Raw genomic sequence first — 18,827 nt, forward strand, 5'->3', positions numbered from 1 at the left:
TTCTTACGAGACGTTCCGGCCCCCCCATTCGCCCTGATCAGGGATGGGGAACCGGACCTCTGGAAAGTCGGCCTATGACTACGATCAGCATGAAAATCACCGGCATGTCCTGTGCCAATTGCGCCGCCCGGATCGAGAAGGAGATCGGAAAACAGCCCGGCGTCTCCGCGGCAACCGTCAACTTTGCCATGGAAGAGTTGGTCGTCGGTTTCGATGAAGCTGTCGTTTCGCTGGAGGAGATCGCCGGCCGCGTCGAGAAACTGGGATACGGCGCGATTCGCCCCGAACCGGCCGATGAGCTGACCTTCGGTGTTCAGGGCCTGCACTGCGCCTCCTGCGTCAACCGGCTGGAAAAGAAGTTGCTGGAAAACCCGGCCGTCACCGCCGCCATCGTCAACCTGGCGGCCGAAACCGGGTTTGTGCGTTTCGACCCGCACCAGCTCGGCAAGGCGGATATCTTTGCCATGGTTCACGAGGCCGGCTACACCCCGGTTGAGCTGCAGGGCGCCGAGGCCTCGGCCGACGATGCGCTCCGCCGGCAACGCAACTGGTTCCTCTTCTCCCTGGCCGCCTCGCTGCCGATCATGCTTACCATGGGTATCCATGACAATCGGGCCGTGATGCAGCTCAATCTGCTTTTGGCCACGGCGGTCCAGTTCTCGGCCGGCCTGACCTTTTACCGCGGCGCCTGGAGCGCCTTGAAAAACCGCAGCGCCAACATGGATGTCCTGGTGGCCCTGGGGACCTCGGCAGCCTATTTCTATTCGCTCCTGGCCTATGCCGGCCTGTTGGGCTCCCATCGGGAGGTGTTCTTCGAAACCTCGGCCATGCTTATCGCCTTCATCCGCCTGGGCAAGTACCTGGAGGCCCGGGCCCGGGGCAAGGCCGGCGAGGCGCTGAAGAAGCTGCTCCATCTCCAGGCCGATACGGCCCGCCTGGTGACGGAGGAGGGGGAGCGGGAGGTGCCGGCATCCCTGATCCGGGTGGGCGACGTGGTGCTGGTGCGGCCCGGCCAGGCGATCCCGGTGGACGGCGAGGTCATCGAGGGGAACGGCGCGGTGGACGAATCCATGGTGACCGGAGAATCCCTGCCGGTGGAAAAGAAGGCCGGCGACACGGTGACCGGGGCCACCATCAATAAAAACGGCGTCCTGCGGGTCCGGGCCACCCGTGTCGGGGAGGCTACCCTCCTTTCCCAGATCGTTCGCATGGTCCGGGAGGCCCAGGGGGACAAGGCCCCCATCCAGCGGTTCGCCGATGCCGTTTCCGGCTGGTTCGTGCCGGTGGTGCTCCTCCTTTCTCTTGCGACATTTTCCATCTGGTTCTATACCCTTCACGCAGGTTTCCTGGCGGCCTTCCGTTTTGCCATCGCCGTCGTGGTGATCGCCTGCCCCTGTGCCATGGGGCTTGCCACGCCGACCGCCATCATGGTGGGGAGCGGCGTGGCTCTGGCCCGGGGCATCCTCATCAAGAAGGGCTCGGCCCTGGAGGCCATCTCCCGCATGCAGGTGCTGCTGCTGGACAAAACCGGCACGCTGACCATCGGCACGCCGACCATGACCGACCTGGCGGCCGTGGCGGGGGTTGATCCGGCGCGGCTCTTGGAGTGCCTGATAACGGCCGAGATCCACTCGACCCACCCCCTGGCCCAGGCTGCGGTGCGGGCGGCCGAGGAGGCGGGCATCAAGCCGGGGGCGGCAACGGACTTCGAGGAGCGGGGAGGTTTCGGTATCACCTGCACCCACGAAGGGTTCCGCTTGGCGGTGGGCAACGAACGGCTGATGGAGGAAGAGGGGATCGGCCTCAAGGCACTGGCGGATAAGGCCAGGGAACTGGCCGGGGCCGGCAAGTCGCTGATCTACGTAGCGGCCGGCACGACCCTGGTGGGGGTAGCCGCCTTCGCCGACACGCTCAAGCCCGGTTCCGCCAAGGCGGTGGCCGAATTTCGGCGCATGGGCATCCAGACCTGCATGATTACCGGCGACCACGCCGATGTAGCCGCGATTGTGGCCGGGCAGGCCGGTGTGGACAGCTTCGAGGCCAGTGTGCTGCCGGACCGCAAGCAGGAGGTGGTCAGGGAATACCAGCAGCGCGGTATGATCACCGGCATGGTGGGGGACGGCATCAACGACGCTCCGGCCCTGGCGCGGGCGGATATCGGCATTGCCATCGGCGGCGGCACGGACGTGGCCAAGGAAACCGGCGATATCGTCCTGATGCGCAACGACCTGACGGACGTGGTGCGGGCCATCGCCATCGGCCGGGCCACCCTGGCCAAGGTCAAGCAGAACCTGTTCTGGGCGCTGTTCTACAACATCCTCGGTATCCCGGTTGCGGCAGGCTTGCTCTCCCGTTACGGCATAGCCCTCAAGCCGGAGTACGCCGGCCTGGCCATGGCCTTTTCTTCGGTCTCGGTGGTGCTCAACTCCATCCTGTTGAAACGGGTGGAGCGGAGCCTGTGAGGGGGCTGGCCCCGGAGGCGGGACGGTGTTGACCAAACTGGAAGAGATCGTCCTCGAATGGGTGTGCCTCGACTATGAGCGGGCGCCTGCCATCGTCGGCGAGGTCTCTTCCGCTCTTGGCCGTCAGGCCACCGACCGGGAGGTGTTCGGGGTGCTGCTGGCACACCTTGGGCGTGGTCTGGTGAAAGCCTATCTTTACGAAACAGAGTCGAGAGCGTTCAGGCAGCTTACCTGTCCTGCCGGCCATGACCCGGAAGAGGTGTGGTGGTATTGTACGGAAGCAGGGAAGAAAGCTCTTTTCTGAGCCGCGACGGGATCATTCTTGAAGATCGTCGCATGCAGCGGCAGTCCCCGCAAAGAGGGTAATACCTCGCTGCTCATCAAGCATGTCTTCGCGGAATTGAGCCGTGGGGGATCGAGGCGATGCGCGACGGGGGACAAACACGGCGTGGCTGATGAAGAGGATGGGGGGATGCGGGGCGATTCGCGAATCGCCCCGCCAAAACCGGAAACAGCCTACAACAGCGCCTTGGCCGCAGCGATTGCGGCGGCGTAGTCCGGTTCGCTGGTCACCTCGGGAACGATCTGGACGTAGCGGACGATATCGTTGGCATCCACCACGAAGACCGCCCTGGCAAGCAATACCAACTCTTCGATCAGAACGCCGTAGTTCTTGCCGAAGGAGCGGTTGCGGTAGTCGGACAGGGTGACCACCCGGTCGATGCCCGCTGCGCCGCACCAGCGTTTCTGGGCAAAGGGGAGGTCCTGGCTGACGGTCAGCACCACCACGTTGCCCGGCAGGCCGGCTGCCTCCTGGTTGAAACGGCGGGTTTCCGTGTCGCACACCGGAGTGTCCAGTGAAGGCACGGCGCTGATGATCTTTATCTTGCCGGCGTAGGTTCCCAGGGTGGTTGCCGCCAGTCCGTTGTCCGCCACGGTAAAATCGGGTGCCTTGTCCCCGACCTTGATCTCCGGTCCGACCAGGGTCATGGGGTTCCCTTTGAAGGTGATGATGCCTTTGCGTTCGCTCATGGACGTGTCCTCCTGAAATTAGCTGCGTATCTTTTCGGACAATTTTACTCCGTAACCGGGAAAATGCAACCCTCCCCCGTCAAAACAAGCCATGCATCTTTAGAAACTGCATCACCAGCCGATAGGTAATGCCCCATAGCACCGGCTTGTCGGGCTGCGGCAGGCGAATGGCCGGGGTCTCCACCGGTCGGCCGCGAAAATGGACCTGAGCGGTGATGTGTCGCCGCTGGTCGGCAAGGTCGGCCAGATTGACCCAAAAGGCGTCCCGCGATTCGTGGTTGATGGTGACTGCCGGGAGGGCGCCGCTGAAACCGTAGGCGAAACAGGCGATCCTGACCGGCAGGTGCGCGCCGGCGATATCGCCCAGTCTGCCCAAATGGCGGGCAGCAGCCAAGTCGATGGCCGCCTCCTCGCGGGTTTCCCGCTCGGCGGCCTGGCGCAGTGTCTCCCCCGGCTCGACCCGTCCCCCGGGAAATGCCAGGTTGCCGGACCAGGGGTCGCGCTCGTCGGTTGCCCGCTCCAGGAACAGCAGATGGAGGCCGGCGGACCGTTCAACCAGAACCATGGCCACCGCTGCGGGGCTGCGTCCGTCGTCGGGCGCTTCGTCGTGCTGCAACCGGGAAATGGTTGCGCAGATGGTATCAAAGGTGAGGGTCATACAGGAACCTGCCACATGTTTTGTTTTACGGAACTGTAAACGGCAATGGGGAGGGAAGTCAAAACCATTTTCCCGTGAGCCGGAGTAGGGGACCAAAGTAATCCCATACTTTTTGACTTTTCAGGTCCCCCATGTTATAAATATCCACTTTTTCCTCAAATTATTGTCTGAAATATTTACGAAATCATTATATAGTTCATACAGGGAGGCATGCAATGAACCACTTTCAGTACAAAGCCAACGAACTCTATGCGGAAGACGTGCGGCTCGCGGATATCGTCGCCAAGGTCGGCTCGCCGGTCTACGTCTATTCCCACGCCACCTTGGAACGGCACTTCAAGGCCTTTGACGGTGCTTTCGCCTCGGTGCCCCACACCGTCTGCTACTCGGTCAAGGCCAACTCCACCCAGTCGGTGCTCAAAACCTTCATCAATCTCGGCGGCGGTGTGGATATCGTCTCCGGCGGCGAACTGTACCGGGCGCTCAAGGCGGGTGCCGATCCGAAAAAGGTGGTATACTCCGGCGTGGGCAAGAAGGACGAGGAGATCGAATACGCCCTGAATGCCGGCATCCTGATGTTCAACGTGGAATCGGAGCAGGAGTTGACCAGGATCAGCGAGATCGCCTCCCGCCTGGGGAAAAAGGCCGGCATCGCCATCCGGGTCAACCCGGACGTGGACCCCGGCACCCATCCCTACATCACCACCGGCCTGAAAAACGCCAAATTCGGCATTACCATCGACCGGGCGTTGGAGGAGTATAAACGCGCCGCCGGCCTGCCGGGCATCGAGGTGATCGGCATCGACATGCACATCGGCTCCCAGTTGACCAAGGTCAACCCCTTCGTCGATTCCATCGAGAAGCTGAAGATCATGATCGGCAAGCTGAAGGAGATGGGTATCAACCTGCAGTACTTCGACTGCGGCGGCGGCCTGGGCATCCAGTACAACAACGAGGAACCGCCCCTGCCGGCCGACTACGGCAAGGAGATCATCGCCGCCACGAAGGATCTGGGCCTGCACCTGGTGTTCGAGCCGGGCCGCAACATCGTCGGCAATGCCGGCATCCTGGTTGCCCGCTGCCTCTACACCAAGGCGCGGGACGAGAAGAACTTCATCATGATCGACGCCGGGATGAACGACTTGGCGCGCCCGGCCCTGTACGGCTCCTTCCATAGCGTGCAGGCGCTGAAAAAGGATCAGGACGGCCTGATCACCGCCGACATCGTCGGGCCGATCTGCGAGTCGGGCGACTTCCTGGTCAAGGAGCGGGAGGTGCCGATGTTCAAGCAGGGCGACCTGATGGCCTTCATGTCGGCCGGTGCCTACGGTTTTGCCATGAGCAGTTCCTACAACAGCCGCCCCCGCGTGGCCGAGGTGATGGTCAAGGGAGGCGCATTCGAGATTATCCGCGAGCGCGAGACGATCGAAGACCTGGTCAAGGGCGAGAAGGTCGCCACGTTCCTATAATTGAAATAACAATATTCCACCCGCAAGGAGGGAAAGGGTATGTTTAGAGGCAGCATTGTCGCCATCGTGACGCCATTCAAAAACGGTGCGGTTGACGAAGAAAAATTGCGTGAACTGGTGGAATTCCAGATTGCGGGCGGCACCGATGCCATCGTGCCCTGCGGCACTACCGGTGAGTCGTCCACCCTGGATTACGAAGAGCACGACCGGGTGATCGAGATCGTCGTGCAGCAGGTGGGCAAGCGGGTCCCGGTCATCGCCGGCACCGGCTCCAATTCGACCCGCGAGGCGATCGAGATGACGGCCCATGCCAAGAAACTCGGCGCCGACGGCGCCCTGCTGGTGACCCCCTACTACAATAAGCCGACCCAGGAAGGGCTTTATCGCCACTACACGGCCGTTGCCGATGCCGTCGAACTCCCGCTGGTCCTCTACAACGTGCCCGGCCGCACCGGCGTGAACCTGCTGCCCGAGACCGTGGCCCGTCTGGCGCCCCACAGGAATATCGTTGCTGTCAAGGAGGCCACCGGCTCCCTGCAACAGGCGTCCGAGATCCTGGCCCTGTGCGGCGGCCAGATCGATGTGCTCTCCGGCGACGACTTCATCACCTTCCCGTTGATGGCCTGCGGCGGCAAGGGGGTCATCTCGGTGACCGCCAACATCATGCCCGCTGAGGTGGCGGCCTTGGTGGACGCCTTCGAGGCCGGCAACATGGATGAGGCCCGCCGACTGCACCTGAAACTGCTCAAGATCAACAACGCCATGTTCCTGGAGAGCAACCCGATCCCGGTGAAGACCGCCCTGGGGCTGATGGGCAAGTGCAGCGACGAGATGCGCCTGCCGCTCTGCCCCATGGGCGAGGCCAACAAGGCCAAGCTTGCTGCCATCATGAAAGAGTACAACTTGATTTAACTTCATAACCTGCCACAGAGACGCAGAGAAAGGCAGGAGAGAAACAAAAGCATAAATCCGGGATTCAGGTTCACCCCTCTCTGCTTCCTGCTTTTGCCGTTCTCTGTGAACCTCTGTGTCTCCGTGTCTCTGTGGCAGATGTAAGGAATCTACCATGATCAATATCGCCGTTTGCGGCGCTGCCGGACGTATGGGACAGCGCATCATCAATTCCATTGTCGAAACCGAAGGGGTCCGGTTCTCCGGCGCGCTGGAGCGTCCGGGGCACCCTCTGGTAGGCCAGGATGTGGGCCTGATCGCCGGTTGCGGCGAGCTTGGAGTCGCGGTTTCCGATGACCTGAACGGCGTGATCGCCGCCTGCGACGTGCTGATTGACTTTACCGCGCCCAAGGTCTCCCTCAAGAACCTGGAGGCCTGCGGCCTGCAAAAGAAAGCCATCGTGATCGGCTCCACCGGTTTTACCCCCGAGGAGCGCGCCCTGGCTGCGGAACTGGCCAAGACCACCCCGGTGGTGCTGGCGCCCAACATGTCGGTGGGAGTCAACGTCTGCTTCAAGATTCTCAAGGACATCGCCGCAACCCTGGGAGACGATTTCGACGTGGAGATCGTCGAGGCGCACCACCGCCTGAAAAAGGACGCCCCTTCCGGCACGGCCGTGCGCATGGGCGAGGTGGTGGCCGAGGCCCTGGGCCGCGATTACAACAAGGTGGCCAACTTCCATCGCGAGGGGATCACCGGCGAGCGCACCCGGGAAGAGATCGGCATGCAGACCATCCGCGGCGGCGACATCATCGGCGAGCACACGGTCTACTTCATCGGCATGGGTGAGCGTATCGAACTGTCCCACCGGGCCATGACCCGCGACATGTTTTCCCGCGGTTCGGTCCGCGCCGCCAAGTGGGTCGTATCCCAGAAGCCGGGCCTGTACGATATGCAGGATGTCCTGGGGCTGCGATAGCCTCGAACAGAACTCAGCGGCCACGTCACGCCATTAAAAACGGGGAGCTTTTTGACCAATGAATGCCGGGGTTCCGTTCAGGCGACACAGTATCACCGTGAGGATGACCGTGGCGGTTTGCACCTTCGTCATCCTGTTCTCGTCGCTTATGGCGGTCGCCTCCCTGTACTATTTCAAACAGGAACTCAAGGAAACCATCTCCAACCAGCAGATGACCCTGCTGACCGTCGTGGCTCAGGGCATCGACCAAAAACTGACGTCCGCCCAAAAGACGGTTGTCGAGGCGTCCCGTGACGTCACCCCCGGCATGGTTGCCGACCCGGATGCGGCGCAACGGTTTCTCGATAGTCTGCACAGCGTCAAGAGCCTCTTCGACAACGGCATCTACCTCTTCTCGAAGGACGGGCGGATCATCGCAGAATCGCCTTTTCTTCCCGGCCGGCGGGGCAAGGACATCTCTTTCCGGCAGTTCTACCGACAAACCATCGCCACGGGAAAACCGACTATCTCCACCCCTTTCATCTCGACCCACTCCCCCGGGACCCCGGCGCTCAACATCACCGCCCCGGTGCGGGATAAGAACGGCGCCCTGATCGCCATCCTGGGGGGCAGCATAAACCTGTTGCAGGACAACTTCCTGGGGGATTTGTCCCATACCCGCATCGCGCAGAACGGGTATCTCTTCCTGGTGTCCGGCGACCGGACCGTCATCATGCACCCGGACAGGTCGAGGATCATATCCACCAAGATCGCACCGGGCGCCAACAAGCTCTTGGACAAGGCGCTGGACGGCTTTGAGGGGGTGGCGGAAAACACCACCTCCCGTGGTGTGCACGTCCTGTCGTCCTTCAAACGCCTCCAAGCCACCGACTGGGTCGTGGGAGGGGAATATCCGCTGAACGAAGCCTACCAGTCGATCTACCGGCTGGAGAGATATTTTGCCGTGGCGGTGGTGCTCAGCGCTGTCCTGATCATCCTGATCATCAGGCTGATCATGGGCAGCTACACCAACGCCCTGGTGCGCTTCGCCGAGCACGTCGGGCAAATCTCATCAAAGATCGGCGCGGACCGGCTGTTCAAGCTCGAGAGCAAAGACGAGGTCGGGTTCGTCGTGCAGGCCTTCAACGCCATGGTCGAGGACCAGGACAAGAAGAACGAGGAGTTGTTCTACATCAGTACCCACGACGCCCTTTCGGGACTCTACAACCGCGCCTATTTCGACGATCAGATGGACCGTCTCTCCGCCGGCCGCATCGCCCCGATCTCCGTGGTGATGGCGGACATCGACGACCTCAAGGTCTTTAACGACAGGCACGGCCATGCGGCCGGAGACGTGCTGATCACGACCGTCGCCATGATCCTGCTGGAATCGTTCCGGGCCGAAGACGTGGTGGCCCGCATCGGCGGCGACGAATTTGCCATCCTGCTGCCGGGCGTGGATGCCGTCCATGCGGAGATTGCCTTGAAACGGGTCCGGAGCGTGGCTGACAAGTATGCTGCCCAGGCAAACGGCCTCACCTTGACCATCTCCCTGGGGCGCGCCACGGTTGAGAACCCGGCCAAGCTGGATGAAGCCCTGCAACTGGCCGACCAGCAGATGTACCTGGACAAGGTGAGCCGCAAGCTGGTGGAAAAGGAATCGAAACTGTAGCTTCGTTACGCTATATTCAGACATTTCAAGGAGGATTGAAGCACCAATGGCAAAAATCAACGACAACTACCTGAAACTCAAAGCAGGCTACCTGTTCCCGGAGATCGGCCGCCGCGTGCGCGCCTTTAGCGAGGCCAACCCGAGCGCCAGGATCATCCGTCTGGGCATCGGCGACGTCACCCGCCCCCTGGCCCCGGCCGTGATCAAGGCCTTCCACGACGCCGTGGACGACCTGGCGACCACCGACAAATTCGCCGGCTACGGCCCGGAGCAGGGCTACGATTGGCTGATCAACGCCATCATCGAAAAATCCTATAAGCCGCTGGGGGTCAGTCTCAAGACGGATGAGATGTTCATCTCCGACGGCTCCAAGTGCGACTGCGCCAACATTCTGGACATCTTCGCCCTGGACAACGTGGTGGCCATCGGCGACCCGGTCTACCCGGTCTACAACGACACCAACGTCATGATCGGCCGCACCGGCGAGGCCGACGACAAGGGGTACTACAAGAACATCGTCTACCTGCCGTGCAACGAGGCCAACGGCTTCATCCCGGCCCTGCCGGACCGGAAGGTGGACATCATCTACCTCTGCTTCCCCAACAACCCGACCGGCGTGGTGGCGTCCAGGGACGAGTTGAAGAAGTGGGTCGATTACGCCCTGGCCAACGACGCGGTGATCTTCTACGACGCCGCCTATGAGGCCTTTATCACCGATTCCGCCATCCCCCATTCCATCTACGAGATCGAAGGGGCCAAGAAGTGCGCCATCGAGTTCCGCTCCTTCTCCAAGACCGCCGGGTTCACCGGCGTGCGCTGCGGGTTGGTGGTGGTGCCGGAAGAGGTCATGGGCACCACCCCGGCCGGCGAGCGGTACAGTTTCAACAAGCTCTGGCTGCGCCGCACCACCACCAAGTTCAACGGCGCCTCCTACCCGGTGCAGCGGGCCGCCGCGGCGGTCTACAGCGACGAGGGGTGGCCCCAGGTCCGGGAGACCATCGACTACTACATGGAGAACGCCCGCATCATCCGCGAGGGACTGGCGGAAGCGGGGCTCACGGTCTACGGCGGGGTCAACGCCCCCTACATCTGGCTCAAGGTGCCGGCCGGCATGACCAGTTGGGACTTCTTCGACAAGCTCCTGCACGAGGCCAACGTGGTCGGGACGCCCGGCTCCGGTTTCGGCCCCAGCGGGGAAGGGTTCTTCCGGTTGTCGGCCTTCGGGAACAGAGACAACGTCATTGAGGCGGTGGAGAGGATCAAGAAGAATTTGAAGTAGGATTGAGGAAGGGCAGCCGATCGGCTGCCCTTCCTTCTAGATTTAAGTATATTTTTTGTCATCAATTCCGAGGACATACATACAGTGCTTCTGAAACGACTATTTCGACGCACCAACCGTTGACAAAAACACCGCAACCGTGCCATAAAATAAACCGGTAAGGGAAAACCGCTTCTGCCTGATGAAGCGGTTTTTGTTTTTCCCTGGATGATCCTGTAAAAAATTTTTGGAGATAGTGTGTGGACAACAGAAAACGACTACTGATCAGAAACAAGACAATCGCCACGGGATTGATGATTGGTGCGGCCCTGCTGTTTGTTGTGGCTCGCTTGCACAAGGGGCAGGGGGCCTGGGAGTGGGCCGCCGCCTTTGCGGAGGCGGCCATGGTCGGCGCATTGGCGGACTGGTTTGCCGTGGTGGCGCTGTTCCGCCACCCCCTGGGGGTGCCCATACCCCATACGGCCATCATCAAGAACAAGAAGGCAGTCATTGCCGGGAACCTGGCCGGCTTTATCCGCGACAAGTTCCTGGCCACCGATACCCTGATCGCCAGGCTGCGGGAGTACAACCCGGCCGGGCATCTTGCCGTGTACCTCATGTCCAGGGATAATGCCGCCGGCCTGGCCAAGGGGGTGACCCGCGTACTGGCCGACTCCCTGGATTTTATCCATGACGAGCGGGTGCAGCGGTTGTTGCGGGCCGCCCTGGGCAATCGGCTGGAAAGCTTCGACCTCTCCACTGCCGCCGGGGGGATGCTCGATGCCCTCAGAAAGGACAACCGCCATCAGATCGTGCTCGACGACCTGTTGCGCCGCTGCGCCGCGTGGCTGGCGACCGACGAGGCGCAGACCGGGCTGGCCAACGCCATCGATACCCTGTGTACGAAAGAATATCCGCTCCTGAGCGCCTTCATCCCCAATCGGGACCAGTTCGCCAAAGGGGTGGGGGAAAAGGTCGCGCACCGGATCAACGCATTTATCCAGGAGGTTAATGCCGATCCGTGCCATGAGGTCCGGTACCGGTTCGATACCACCGTGACCGAGTTCATTGCCCGGCTGAAATCCGACCCGGCACTGCGCGCCAAGGTCGAGACGATCAAGGGTGAGGTCGTCCATAACCAGGCCATAGCCGATTACGCCCGGAGCATCGGCAGCGATCTGAAGAGTTGGCTGAGCGACGACCTGCACCGGCCCGAGTCACAGGTGCAGGAGAAGATCGGGGCGGTGGTTGCGGGCATCGGCGCGACCCTGTCCCACAATGGGGAGTTGCAGGAGTCGTTGAACGCATACCTGGAACGGTTGCTGCTGCACCACGGAGATACCCTGCGGAGCGCGGTTGCCGGGCATATCTCCGGCACCATGCAACAGTGGGAAAGCGCTGACTATACCAACGAGATCGAACTGAGCATCGGCTCCGACCTGCAGTTTATCAGGATGAACGGCACCCTGGTGGGCGGCATGATCGGCCTGCTGCTGCACGCCGTTTCCCTGCTGCTCGGGTAGCACCTCTCCCTATTTCAGCCAGTGCCACGGGGGCCCTATGAAGATACAAACAGTGACGCCGGAAACCCGGCCCAAGGTCTATGCCCTGTTGCGCCGCGCCTTTCCCGGCAGCGACTACGAAGCCGCGCTGGTAGAGAAACTCCACGGGAATGGCCGGGCCCTGCACGAGTGGGTCTGCATCCATACCAACAAGGTCATCGCCTATATCGCCTTTTCCCCTGCCTATCACGGCAATGAGGTCTGCGGCCTGCACCTGGCGCCCATGGCCGTGGCCCCCGATTTTCAAAGGCAGGGGGTGGGCACGGAACTGCTCCGGTTTGCCCTGCGCCAGGAGGCGATCAAAAGCCAGCCCCTGTTTGTCCTGGGCGAGCCGGGCTATTACAGCCGGTTCGGCTTTGAGCCGTGCCGCACGCCCCTCTGTCCGTTCGATGCCGATAACGCCCATTTCCTGGGCATGCGAAACAGTACTGCCGACAGCTTTGTGGTGGGTTACGAACCTGAGTTCAAACCGGCTGCCACACCGCCCCGCCCCCGGGGGAAGAAGCGACGGGCAAGGTAAATAGCGGGAGATAGGCTCCTGGGGATCAGGGGAGGGGATTCAGGAGGCGAACATCGCGGCGGGGAACCGGGTACTCGATCTTCTTGTCCCGGAAGGTTTCTAGTACGGCTTGGTAGATCGCCGCCTGGGTGGGAACAAAATCTTCAACCTTCACCCACGGCTTGATCGCCAAGGCGATGGACGATTCATTGAGGGCGGCTATGCCGACAACAGGGGCAGGTTCCCGTAAGACGGAGGCATTTTGCTGCAGGATGGTGTTCACCAGTGAGAGCGCCAGGGCGATGTCCGCACCGTACCCTACGGCCGCCGTCAGATCGAGCTGGCGGATCGTGCCGTAGTTGTGGAGGATCTCCCCCACGATCTTCCGGTTGGGGACGATGACGAGGGAATTGTCCGTATGCAGCAGCGTGGTGGAGAACAGGGCTATGTCGGTTACCTGGCCGTAGACCCCGAGGAGTTCAATATAATCGCCGATGGTGAACGGTTTCGAAAAGATGATCGTCAATCCGGCCACCAGGTTCCCGAGGAGCCCCTGCATGGCAAGGCTGACGCCGACCCCGGCCACGCCGATCCCGGCTATGAGCGGCGTGATCTGCACCCCCATCTGGCCAAGGGACATGATCCCTATGAGTGCTATGATCAGGAGCTTCACAACCTTGACGATGAGATTGCTCACCGGCTCGTCATACGCCCTTGACTTCAGCCAGCGATGGATGAGGTTGCCGACCCAGCGGGCGATAAACACACCGATGCCCATGAGGACGATGGCGGTGAGGATCTGCATCCCGTGATCGACAAAATAGAAGATTACCTTTTCGGTCAGTTCCGGTGAGGTTGCCGCGGCTGCCTTTTTTACCAGTGCGCTGTCTGCCATGAAAAAAGGGTATCATGGGATGGGGCGGCACGCAAGGGACTCCGGGGAATAACGTGCTGAATACATGCAGCATGGCGATTGATGGTGGAAGTTCTGCGTGCGATAGTGCATACTGACAGAGTAGATTCCGCGCGGGGCATCGCCTGACTGGAGACGCGCATATTAATCCTGCTGGAGTGCAACGGATGAAAGTGGATCTGGACGTGATGAAAAACCTGCTGAGCAAGCGGGGTGATGAGATCGAAAAAAGTGTTGCCGGCACCGGCTATCTGGTAAAGACCGTCATGGGCGTCGGCACCTTTCTGCTCGATAACGAAGGGGATATCGACCTCCTGACCGCCAAGCAGAAGGCCACGTTCGAAAGATTCCTCCTGCCGCTGTTGGAGGAACCGCCCCGTTAGCCGCTCGTGCACCTCACAACAGAGCAGACCCGACGACAGAGGCGGCCCATCGGCCGCCTTCCGTTTCTTTCGGCGGCATGGGCCGACGAGACGCATGCCCTTGGATAAAAGCGCACCGGCGGCAAAGAAGATCGAACAAGCTTTAAAAAATACCGACTGAAGGTGAAACTATGAGTATATTCAACCTGTGGAACCCCGAGAAAGTGTGCCGTACCCGTATGATCAGCAAGGATTTTTTCGAGTGCAAGGTGAAACGGCCCGACCCCGAATTCTGCGAGCATTCTCTCCGCATGGGGGGAAGCTACATCTGCAACCACCTGGATCGCCTCGAATTCTCCAACAGGAAATAGCAGGCGCCTGTGCCGCTTCTGACGGCGCTTTCCGGGGAAGCGGCGATATGCCGGCCTGAAATCGCCTGAACACCGTCCCGCGGCGATCGAGGAAACCTTATGGGGATTTCGAAACACCCTTCCGTCGTGACCATGCCGAAGGCCGAGAGGCCGTACCCCACCATCCTCTCTTTCCTGAGCGGGAGATTCCCCACGATCTCCCGGGAAATTTGGGAAGGGAGGATCAGGGAGGGCAAGGTCCTCGACGAGGGGGGGCAGTGCATAACCCTGGACACGGAATACGCCCCCTTGCGGCGCATCTTCTATTTTCGCGAGGTCGGCGCTGAACCGTCCATCCCCTTTAGCGAAAAGATCCTGTTTCAGGACAACCAGATCCTGGTCGCCTGCAAACCCCATTTTCTTCCCGTAACCCCTGGCGGACGGTATGTCGATGAATGCCTGTTGAACCGCCTGCGCACCAGCACCGGGATCGAGGAGTTGGCGCCGCTGCACCGCATAGACCGGGAAACAGCCGGTTTGGTGCTCTTTTCCGTCAACCGGGGGAGCAGGGGAATCTACGGTCAGCTCTTCATGGATGGCCGTGTTGAAAAGACCTATCAGGCTCTCGCGGCGTGTCGGCCGCTTCAGGAACCGGGAGCGTGGGACGTGGCGAACAGAATCGAGCGGGGAGAGCCGTGGTTCAGGATGAAGGCCGTACCCGGCGTTGCCAATGCCCGATCCACCATCCATCTGGTGGAGGTCAGGGGGGCGCTGGCCCGTTTTGTCCTGCACCCCCACACCGGCAAGACCCATCAGTTGCGGCTCCACATGAGCGGTCTCGGCTTCGGGATACTGAACGACCGGTACTACCCCGAGTTGCAGGCCGAGCGAGAGGATAACTTCGCAACCCCGCTCCAGCTTGTCGCTCAAAGGCTGCGCTTCAGGGACCCCCTCAGCGGCCGGGCCCGGGAATTTGTCTCCGAACGTACGCTGTTGTGGCAGCCCGCGTGACTGGCGAATAATTTGCTCAGAAAGCGGTACCATGGTATAGTTGCAGCGCGTCTGAACCACAGGGACAACCAACCTGTGGTTTTTTTGTGGACGCAGAACGGGAGCGCAGCGCCATGAACCCCACAGCATTTTCATCACTCCACCTGAGAGCCCCGCTGCTCAAAAACCTGGTCTCCCTCGGCTATGCCGAGATGACGCCGGTTCAAGCCCATAGCCTGCCGCTCATCCTGGCCGGCAAGGACGTGATCGCCAAGGCCAAGACCGGCAGCGGCAAGACCGCGGCCTTCGGCATCGGCCTGTTGACCCGCCTGGACGCTGCATCCTTCCGGGTACAGGCGCTGGTGCTCTGCCCGACCCGCGAACTTGCCGACCAGGTCGGCAAGGAGCTGCGGCGCATCGCCCGCTTTACCGACAACATCAAGATTCTCACGGTGTGCGGCGGCGTTCCCTTCGGTCCCCAGCTCACCTCCCTGGAACATGGGGCCCACGTGGTGGTCGGCACCCCCGGCCGCCTGCTGGACCATCTGCGCCGCGGCAGTCTCGATCTCTCCGCCCTGCACACCCTGGTGCTGGATGAGGCGGATCGCATGCTCGACATGGGTTTTCAGGAGGACATCAGCGCCCTGATCGCCGCCGCCCCGCCCAAGCGGCAGACCCTGCTCTTTTCCGCCACCTACCCGGAGTCCATTGCCGCCATGAGTGGGGCGATCCAGCACGAACCGGTGGAGGTCAGTGTGGACGAGGCCCATGACGAGGGGGCTATCGAACAGGTCGTCTACGAGGTGGACCACGAGCAGCGGACCGAGGCGGTGGCGCGCATTCTCGGCCATTATCGGCCGGAGTCGGCTCTGATCTTCTGCAACACCAAGGTGGAGTGCCAGGAAGTGGCCGATGCCCTGATCAGCCGGGGTTTTGCGGCCCTAGCTATCCACGGCGACCTGGAGCAGCGGGAGCGGGATCAGGTGCTGATCTGTTTTGCCAACCGGAGCGCCTCGGTGCTGGTGGCTACCGATGTGGCCGCCCGCGGGCTGGATATCAAGGAGTTGCCGGCGGTGATCAATTACGAACTGTCCCGCAACCCGGAGATCCATACCCACCGTATCGGCCGCACCGGTCGCGCTGGGGAGCAGGGGCTGGCAATAAGCCTGGCGACCCCCCGGGAAAGCCGGGTGGTCGCCGCCATCGAAGATGTCTTGGGGAGCACGATCACCCGCGGCGATCTTGCCGCCCTGACCCCGGCGTCGGGCAGGCCGCCGGGCCCCCCCATGGTGACGCTCTGCATCGACGGCGGCCGCAAGAACAAGTTGCGCCCCGGGGATGTCCTGGGTGCCCTGACCGGCGAGGGGGGGATCGCCGGGAGCGAGGTCGGCAGGATCGATGTCCTGGACTTTCACACCTATGTGGCGATCATGCGGCACAGCGTCGATCGGGCCGTGGCCTGCCTGGGGGGCAACAGGATCAAGGGGCGCTTCTTCAAGGCCCGGAAACTGCGCCTGCCTTTCTGAAATCCACCGCAGGGCCGTGGGGCGAGCCGCTTTGCTGTATGGCGGTAATAAAAAAATGCCTCTGCCTTCAATGAGTGGTATAGTGTGCCTGACCGACTCTGTCGGAGAGGCGCCATAACCATACGCGACAAGGAGAAACAGCCATGAGCAAAGGTGTGGACAGTAGGAAGGAAACAAAAAAAGAACCGGCTAAAACCCTGAAGGAAAAAAGGGCTGAAAAGAAGATCAAAAAGGCTGAGAAGAACCAATAGGGCAGACTTCCTGGGATGGGAAAATCGACGAAAGGCGGCCAAGCGGCCGCCTTTCGTATTTCCGGGGGAGATGCCGAACCCGGGAAGCGCCCCCGCCCTTCACCAGCATCGATGGGTTTGCAGAAGGGTGCGGTGTGAAATGCCGAGTGTGCCCCCTTGCGGATTGCCGCGATTCACGTGATGGACATCACAACATTTGCATCTGCTCCCATGTTATGGTAATCACTGGAGTGCCGCACTCAGCCCGGATAATCGCCCGGGCCCTGCGATCAACTGCCTGCACCCTGCAAAGGTCTACCGTGCGTCTTTTTTGTTGCATCATTTCATGCTGCCTGTTTTTTTCTGCATCGCCCCTGTTCGCATCGGATGAGATTCTGGATTACGGCCGTATCGCCACCATCGATCTTCTCATGGAACGGGCCATTTCCAGCAATCTCATCGCCGGCGGCGTCGTGGTGATCGGCAACCACAATGGTATCCTCTCCAGTACCGCCCGCGGACGGCTGAACGCCCGGCCTGATGCGCCGTTGCTCGACGGGCAGACCATCTTCGATCTTGCCTCCCTGACCAAGGTAATCGCAACCGCGCCGGCGGTGATGAAACTGCTGGATGAGGGGCGCATCTCCCTGCTGGACCCCCTCACCCTCTGGTTTCCCGAATTCAAGGGATCCGAACTTGAAAACGTCACAATCATCCATCTGCTGACCCATACTTCGGGACTCGCGGATTTCGATATGAGTACGGACGAGGCCATGAAAACAGCCGTCATCAGGGCGGCGGCGGAGAAAAACCGGCCCCGGCCGGGCAGCAGTTTCCATTATGCCGATATCAACTTCATTCTGCTGGGTGAGCTCGTCCACCGGGTTTCAGGCAGGACCTTGGACGCCTTCTGCCGCGAAGAGATCTACACGCCGCTTGCCGTCCCCGAGACCATGTTTTTGCCCGCACCGAATCTCGCAAGCCGGATCGCCCCCACGCTGGGCGGTGACGGCGGCACCGTGCAGGACCGGAACGCGCGGCGCCTCGGCAGTGTTGCGGGCCATGCCGGCCTGTTCAGCTCTGCCCGGGATCTCGCCCGGTTTGCCCGCCTGATGCTGGCCGGGGGGGCGCTTGACGGCAAGCGCATCCTGTCCGAACAGGCGGTGAAGCAGATGACCACCCCGTTTTCCTGCCGCAACGGCACGGTGGTGCGCGGCTTGGGCTGGGACATGAATTCTCCCTTTTCGGCGCCGAAGGGGAAATTGTTTTCAGATGCCTCCTTCGGCCATACCGGTTACAGCGGTTCTTCCATCTGGATCGACCCGAAACAGGACCTGTTCGTGGTTCTCCTGACAAACCGCCTGGATTACCGGCACATCAGACAGTTCAACAAGCTGCGCAGCGACATCTCCACCATTGCCGTGGCGGAGTTCCGCACATCGGGCGATGAACGGGGTCCGGCGGCAACGCCGGAGCTTGCAAGAATCTCCTCGGACCTGCACCAGAAGGTGGCGGTCGGGAAGGCCCCGGTCGTTGCACACCGCATCAGGCTGGTAGCGGCGGTATCCAAGCACACCAAGGCGTATCGTCAGTACGCCAAAAAGGGCGGCAAGAATCATCGTCACAAATCCTATGGCCGGACCCGCCGGGCGTGAATCACCGAAGGGCCGATTCCCATGCTGCATAGGGAGAACGGTTGACACCGGAATAGACAAAGGGCGACCGCTTGGCCGCCCTTTGTCTGTTCCGCGTTGCGCGAACGGTTACGTTCATGCCGGCGCCGCGCCGATTCCGCGTCCTGTACATCGGCGGCATTGTTGTTCCCTGCGGCGTCAATAGCCTGGGGGAGACCTAAAGCGACGGAACACGCCCGGCAACTCCGGGATGCCCCCGCTCGGCAGGATAGCCTTGGGGCGACATCAAGATGCGCCCATTGCAGTGCCCTCCCTTTTGTGCTATTCCCAGAGCAGGAAACGCTTGGGCATTTCATACGCG

The 18,827-nt window shown here is 61.4% G+C and carries 18 protein-coding genes; 15 read left to right on the top strand and 3 right to left on the bottom strand.

Annotated elements, in window-relative coordinates:
* The first annotated feature begins 74 nt into the window (after positions 1-74).
* Genes F6V30_RS05995 through F6V30_RS17275 form a run of 3 tightly spaced genes read left to right on the top strand, consistent with a single transcriptional unit; the run spans position 75 to position 3,018 of the window.
* Positions 75-2,462, top strand: a complete 2,388-nt coding sequence (locus F6V30_RS05995) for a heavy metal translocating P-type ATPase (RefSeq protein ID WP_151155845.1) — start codon at positions 75-77, stop codon at positions 2,460-2,462.
* Positions 2,463-2,487: 25 nt separating this feature from the next.
* Positions 2,488-2,766 carry a hypothetical protein gene (locus F6V30_RS06000; RefSeq protein WP_151155847.1) on the top strand — a complete coding sequence of 93 codons (279 nt, stop codon included), beginning with the start codon at positions 2,488-2,490 and terminating at the stop codon, positions 2,764-2,766.
* Positions 2,767-2,784: 18 nt separating this feature from the next.
* Complete coding sequence (locus F6V30_RS17275) at positions 2,785-3,018, top strand: NAD(P)H-dependent oxidoreductase (protein ID WP_218043305.1); 234 nt, start codon at positions 2,785-2,787, stop codon at positions 3,016-3,018.
* On the opposite strand, the gene tpx is transcribed toward F6V30_RS17275, so the two are convergent.
* Both tpx and F6V30_RS06015 read right to left on the bottom strand, forming a co-directional pair.
* Positions 2,979-3,494, bottom strand: a complete 516-nt coding sequence (tpx, locus tag F6V30_RS06010; RefSeq protein WP_151155849.1) for a thiol peroxidase — start codon at positions 3,492-3,494, stop codon at positions 2,979-2,981. The genes F6V30_RS17275 and tpx overlap by 40 nt on opposite strands.
* A 79-nt stretch (positions 3,495-3,573) precedes the next feature.
* The gene (locus F6V30_RS06015) at positions 3,574-4,152 is read right to left on the bottom strand and encodes an NUDIX hydrolase (RefSeq protein WP_151155851.1); all 579 of its coding nucleotides are present in this window, start codon (positions 4,150-4,152) and stop codon (positions 3,574-3,576) included.
* A 215-nt stretch (positions 4,153-4,367) separates the two neighbouring features.
* Between F6V30_RS06015 and lysA the strand changes: the two genes are divergently transcribed.
* The 7 genes from lysA (at position 4,368) to F6V30_RS06050 (ending at position 12,482) form a co-directional block, all read left to right on the top strand.
* A complete protein-coding gene (gene lysA, locus F6V30_RS06020) occupies positions 4,368-5,621 on the top strand; it encodes a diaminopimelate decarboxylase (protein WP_151155853.1) in 1,254 nt (417 codons plus the stop codon).
* A gap of 39 nt (positions 5,622-5,660) precedes the next feature.
* Positions 5,661-6,533, top strand: coding sequence for a 4-hydroxy-tetrahydrodipicolinate synthase (gene dapA, locus F6V30_RS06025; RefSeq protein WP_151155855.1), 873 nt, complete (start codon positions 5,661-5,663; stop codon positions 6,531-6,533).
* Between the two features lie 154 nt (positions 6,534-6,687).
* Complete coding sequence (gene dapB, locus F6V30_RS06030) at positions 6,688-7,491, top strand: 4-hydroxy-tetrahydrodipicolinate reductase (protein WP_151127020.1); 804 nt, start codon at positions 6,688-6,690, stop codon at positions 7,489-7,491.
* Positions 7,492-7,549: 58 nt separating this feature from the next.
* On the top strand, positions 7,550-9,142 hold the full coding sequence (locus F6V30_RS06035) for a sensor domain-containing diguanylate cyclase (RefSeq protein WP_151155857.1): 1,593 nt from the start codon (positions 7,550-7,552) through the stop codon (positions 9,140-9,142).
* A gap of 46 nt (positions 9,143-9,188) precedes the next feature.
* Positions 9,189-10,421: an LL-diaminopimelate aminotransferase gene (locus F6V30_RS06040; RefSeq protein WP_151155859.1), complete on the top strand. Its 1,233-nt coding sequence runs from the start codon at positions 9,189-9,191 to the stop codon at positions 10,419-10,421.
* Positions 10,422-10,660: 239 nt separating this feature from the next.
* Positions 10,661-11,923, top strand: coding sequence for a DUF445 domain-containing protein (locus F6V30_RS06045; RefSeq protein ID WP_151155861.1), 1,263 nt, complete (start codon positions 10,661-10,663; stop codon positions 11,921-11,923).
* A 37-nt stretch (positions 11,924-11,960) separates the two neighbouring features.
* Entirely contained in the window at positions 11,961-12,482 is a 522-nt protein-coding gene (locus F6V30_RS06050) for a GNAT family N-acetyltransferase (protein ID WP_151155863.1), read from the top strand.
* A 25-nt stretch (positions 12,483-12,507) separates the two neighbouring features.
* On the opposite strand, the gene F6V30_RS06055 is transcribed toward F6V30_RS06050, so the two are convergent.
* Positions 12,508-13,356, bottom strand: coding sequence for a mechanosensitive ion channel family protein (locus tag F6V30_RS06055; protein WP_151155865.1), 849 nt, complete (start codon positions 13,354-13,356; stop codon positions 12,508-12,510).
* A gap of 185 nt (positions 13,357-13,541) precedes the next feature.
* Between F6V30_RS06055 and F6V30_RS06060 the strand changes: the two genes are divergently transcribed.
* The 5 genes from F6V30_RS06060 (at position 13,542) to F6V30_RS06080 (ending at position 18,487) form a co-directional block, all read left to right on the top strand.
* A complete protein-coding gene (locus tag F6V30_RS06060; protein ID WP_151127039.1) occupies positions 13,542-13,757 on the top strand; it encodes a hypothetical protein in 216 nt (71 codons plus the stop codon).
* 170 nt (positions 13,758-13,927) lie between these two features.
* Complete coding sequence (locus F6V30_RS06065; protein WP_149306841.1) at positions 13,928-14,107, top strand: hypothetical protein; 180 nt, start codon at positions 13,928-13,930, stop codon at positions 14,105-14,107.
* A gap of 99 nt (positions 14,108-14,206) precedes the next feature.
* Positions 14,207-15,097, top strand: coding sequence for a pseudouridine synthase (locus tag F6V30_RS06070; RefSeq protein ID WP_151155867.1), 891 nt, complete (start codon positions 14,207-14,209; stop codon positions 15,095-15,097).
* A 113-nt stretch (positions 15,098-15,210) separates the two neighbouring features.
* Positions 15,211-16,602, top strand: a complete 1,392-nt coding sequence (dbpA, locus tag F6V30_RS06075; protein WP_151155869.1) for an ATP-dependent RNA helicase DbpA — start codon at positions 15,211-15,213, stop codon at positions 16,600-16,602.
* Between the two features lie 550 nt (positions 16,603-17,152).
* Positions 17,153-18,487: a serine hydrolase domain-containing protein gene (locus tag F6V30_RS06080; protein ID WP_246163235.1), complete on the top strand. Its 1,335-nt coding sequence runs from the start codon at positions 17,153-17,155 to the stop codon at positions 18,485-18,487.
* Positions 18,488-18,827: the final 340 nt, after the last annotated feature.

Source organism: Oryzomonas sagensis (assembly GCF_008802355.1).
Classification (GTDB): Bacteria; Desulfobacterota; Desulfuromonadia; order Geobacterales; family Pseudopelobacteraceae; genus Oryzomonas; species Oryzomonas sagensis.

Bases quoted from the DNA above. Each gene is read 5' to 3' on its own strand.
- F6V30_RS05995 (WP_151155845.1), top strand. From the start codon at position 75: ATGACTACGATCAGCATGAAAATCACCGGCATGTCCTGTGCCAATTGC.
- tpx (WP_151155849.1), bottom strand. From the start codon at position 3,494: ATGAGCGAACGCAAAGGCATCATCACCTTCAAAGGGAACCCCATGACC.
- F6V30_RS06015 (WP_151155851.1), bottom strand. From the start codon at position 4,152: ATGACCCTCACCTTTGATACCATCTGCGCAACCATTTCCCGGTTGCAG.
- lysA (WP_151155853.1), top strand. From the start codon at position 4,368: ATGAACCACTTTCAGTACAAAGCCAACGAACTCTATGCGGAAGACGTG.
- dapA (WP_151155855.1), top strand. From the start codon at position 5,661: ATGTTTAGAGGCAGCATTGTCGCCATCGTGACGCCATTCAAAAACGGT.
- dapB (WP_151127020.1), top strand. From the start codon at position 6,688: ATGATCAATATCGCCGTTTGCGGCGCTGCCGGACGTATGGGACAGCGC.
- F6V30_RS06035 (WP_151155857.1), top strand. From the start codon at position 7,550: ATGAATGCCGGGGTTCCGTTCAGGCGACACAGTATCACCGTGAGGATG.
- F6V30_RS06040 (WP_151155859.1), top strand. From the start codon at position 9,189: ATGGCAAAAATCAACGACAACTACCTGAAACTCAAAGCAGGCTACCTG.
- F6V30_RS06050 (WP_151155863.1), top strand. From the start codon at position 11,961: ATGAAGATACAAACAGTGACGCCGGAAACCCGGCCCAAGGTCTATGCC.
- F6V30_RS06055 (WP_151155865.1), bottom strand. From the start codon at position 13,356: ATGGCAGACAGCGCACTGGTAAAAAAGGCAGCCGCGGCAACCTCACCG.
- F6V30_RS06060 (WP_151127039.1), top strand. From the start codon at position 13,542: ATGAAAGTGGATCTGGACGTGATGAAAAACCTGCTGAGCAAGCGGGGT.
- F6V30_RS06065 (WP_149306841.1), top strand. From the start codon at position 13,928: ATGAGTATATTCAACCTGTGGAACCCCGAGAAAGTGTGCCGTACCCGT.
- F6V30_RS06070 (WP_151155867.1), top strand. From the start codon at position 14,207: ATGGGGATTTCGAAACACCCTTCCGTCGTGACCATGCCGAAGGCCGAG.
- dbpA (WP_151155869.1), top strand. From the start codon at position 15,211: ATGAACCCCACAGCATTTTCATCACTCCACCTGAGAGCCCCGCTGCTC.